The following is a 2936-nucleotide window of genomic DNA, read 5'->3' as shown; positions in this document are numbered from 1 at the left end:
ACCCGCCAAAATTACATCAATATCAATATAATAAGCTATACGAATTAATAATAAACTACTAAATAAGCTATAAAATACAACCACAATTAAGCAACGAACCAAAGACGGTGAATGAGGAGAGGCCACCGTGGCTGTTTCTACCCCTACAAACACTAATTTGAGAACAATCATTTCTTGGGTGGTACCTCTCTGTAGTTAATTAAAGATATTACCAATAATTAGAATTATCCTCATCTTAAAAACTATATAGAAAAGTCTTAAAAACTATATAGAAAAGGTGTCTCTTATTCGTTATTCAATAACGAAAAAATAACGTAACTGTTTTACTAACGTTAAATAGGATTGTATGGTATCTACTAACTTAAATAAGTTTAATGTCCATTATTGAAATCATGTAAATTATGAAGATTATTATTTTATAGGAAAAAATAATAACTGGAAGCAATAAATTAAATTACAAGGTATTACCTAGATTTTTTTAGAAGTATTAATTTTTTCTTCATGAAGCTACAAAATCAAAAGCAATATATTGAATTTTAAAAATATCATGGCAACTTTGAATTCAATAATGAATATTTTTATTGGTAATATTAGAGCATTTAATTTCGGAGAAATTTTAAAGAGTTTTCCCTATTTATTTCAGGGTTTTCTTAGTTCTTGGAAGTTTTTTAAAAATAAATAAAAAGCTCTAGGAGTAGCTAGTTGACATACAACAATCATAGCGATCGTCATTAAATTCAATAAAAGTATTCAGATAAGTTCACCTAAAAATACATATAAACAGCAAGATAATGTAGAATTTATAAAATACAAGGATTATAATACTTTTTAATATTAAGAAGAGAAGAGTTGATTTAGCTTCATTTTTTTAATTAATATTTTTCTTTTTATGTGATGCTTAGATGATTTTGAATTAGTAATGAGAGTTAAAAAATCATGAGGAGCAATAAAAATAAGTTACCTACCTATAGAGTCTGTAATCCTTTAAACCGGCTGTATAATTTCCAAACACAATAATACAAGGTTGATATGGTACTCATAGTAGGATTGTAAACCCAAATCATCCTTAGTTTGTTTAACAATATCAGGTGCAATTTTGATATCTTGCTGTTTGATTCTCTATAGAAAAGTAAAAAGATATAGATTTTATTTTTTTTAATCATCCAACTTTCTTTAAAGTTAAACACGAATACACTTGTTTACTTCTTGATTCCAATCACCTGAAATAACTTATAGAAAGTAACATTATAAAAAATTTCGATGCTAATTAAAGTAACTCAAGATTCTAAAAAAATCATCTCTATCTGTTGATATAAATAAAAGATTTGTCTTTTAAAAAGCTAAGATATATTACGAGTATTGATATAAAGGTTCCCTTGAGTCATATCTTCTAGCATCATAATCAGTTTTAATATTTTAATAATTTAGTTTTTCTTTTTTTAGAATACTTACTTAAAAGACTATTTCAACTTCTTTCAAATGAAAAAAATATTATGTAGGGCTTAATCTCCGTTGTTTAAATGATTTTTTTGTGATGTTAATTAAATAAATCGTGAACGACTTCTTAAAATAATGCGTCGATAAAAGCTTGAGCATCAAAAGGTTTTAGGTCATTGATTTTCTCGCCAATACTTATAAAACGGATAGGTAAACGTATTTGCTGAGCGATGGCGAATATTATCCCCCCTTTTGCTGTTCCGTCTAATTTAGTGAGAACAATACCTGTCAGTCCAATATGTTCATTAAATTTATTTGCTTGATTGAGTGCATTTTGTCCAGTTCCTGAATCAATAACAAGCCAAGTTTCATGAGGTGCTTGAGGATTGATTTTTTTTATAACACGCTTAATTTTTTTTAACTCATCCATAAGATGTAATTGAGTGTGTAAGCGCCCAGAGCTATCAGCGATTAATATATTGTAATTTCTTGCGATCGTTGCTTCTAGTGCGTTGTAGATAACGGAAGCGCTATCTGCGCCTGGATGTTGAGCGATTACAGGTATATTATTATATTTTCCCCATGTTTGAAGTTGTTCGATAGCAGCTGCTCTGAAAGTATCACCTGCCGCTAATATAATTCGCTTTCCTTGAGATTGGTAGAAATGAGCAAGCTTAGCAATAGTAGTGGTTTTTCCTACGCCGTTAACGCCAACTATTAAAATTACAAAAGGCCATTGATTAATTTCCAGAGGTTTTTGAGAATCTTCAAGAATTGAAAATAGTTCATTTTTTAGTGTATAAATTAGTGTCCTTGAATCGGATAATGATTTTCGATCAATTTGTTTAGAGAGATTCCCAATGATAGTTTGAGTGGTTTCTACACCTACATCTGCTGAGAGCAGAATTGTTTTTAATTCTTCTAAAAGAATAGTATCAATTTTGTTTTTACCAAGAATAAGATTTTCGATCCTATCTCTGAATCGATGACGAGTATGTTTTAAATGTTTATTAAGAAGCCGTCTGATCCATTTCTTCTTTGGGGATAAAGGGAGCTCTTCTGCGTTTACTGTTTTTTCGTGATGTTTTGGTTTTGAAAATAAAAATATCATAAATATTATATTCCTATTAAAATAGACATAAGGTGAATTGTATCGCAATTTTGAAAAATTGCATGAGAAAAAATACACTAAATAGTGCATTTAATTTATAAATTTATTAAGTATTTTTTAAATTGGGAAAGTTAAAGGAGGAGGTAGTATGCATGCATATATATTCATTGAAGAATGGTCTCAAATTTTAATTTTTAAAAAAGGATTTCCTTACTGGTCCTATTTTCTTCGGTTTGATATATAAATAAAGTAAAGGGATGAAGCTAAAGAGGTATGATAGAGTTTCGTATGTATTTGAATATATGATCTTTTGAGACACGTAAGATATTCCTGTTAGTGTTTTTTTTACAAAGCCTATTGGAGTTAACCTTAGCGCTGAGTAAAATAA

Annotated in this window: 1 protein-coding gene; it reads right to left on the bottom strand. The window is 28.7% G+C overall.

Annotation, left to right across the window (positions count from 1 at the left end; genetic code table 11):
• Positions 1–1564 precede the first annotated feature (1564 nt).
• Positions 1565–2545 carry a signal recognition particle-docking protein FtsY gene (gene ftsY / locus CLERM_RS00055; protein WP_420838468.1) on the bottom strand — a complete coding sequence of 327 codons (981 nt, stop codon included), beginning with the start codon at positions 2543–2545 and terminating at the stop codon, positions 1565–1567.
• Between the last annotated feature and the right edge of the window lie 391 nt (positions 2546–2936).

The sequence above is a fragment of the Coxiella-like endosymbiont genome, assembly GCF_002871095.1.
In the GTDB taxonomy this organism is placed as follows: domain Bacteria; phylum Pseudomonadota; class Gammaproteobacteria; order Coxiellales; family Coxiellaceae; genus Coxiella.
This window is presented reverse-complemented; position numbering and strand designations above follow the sequence as displayed.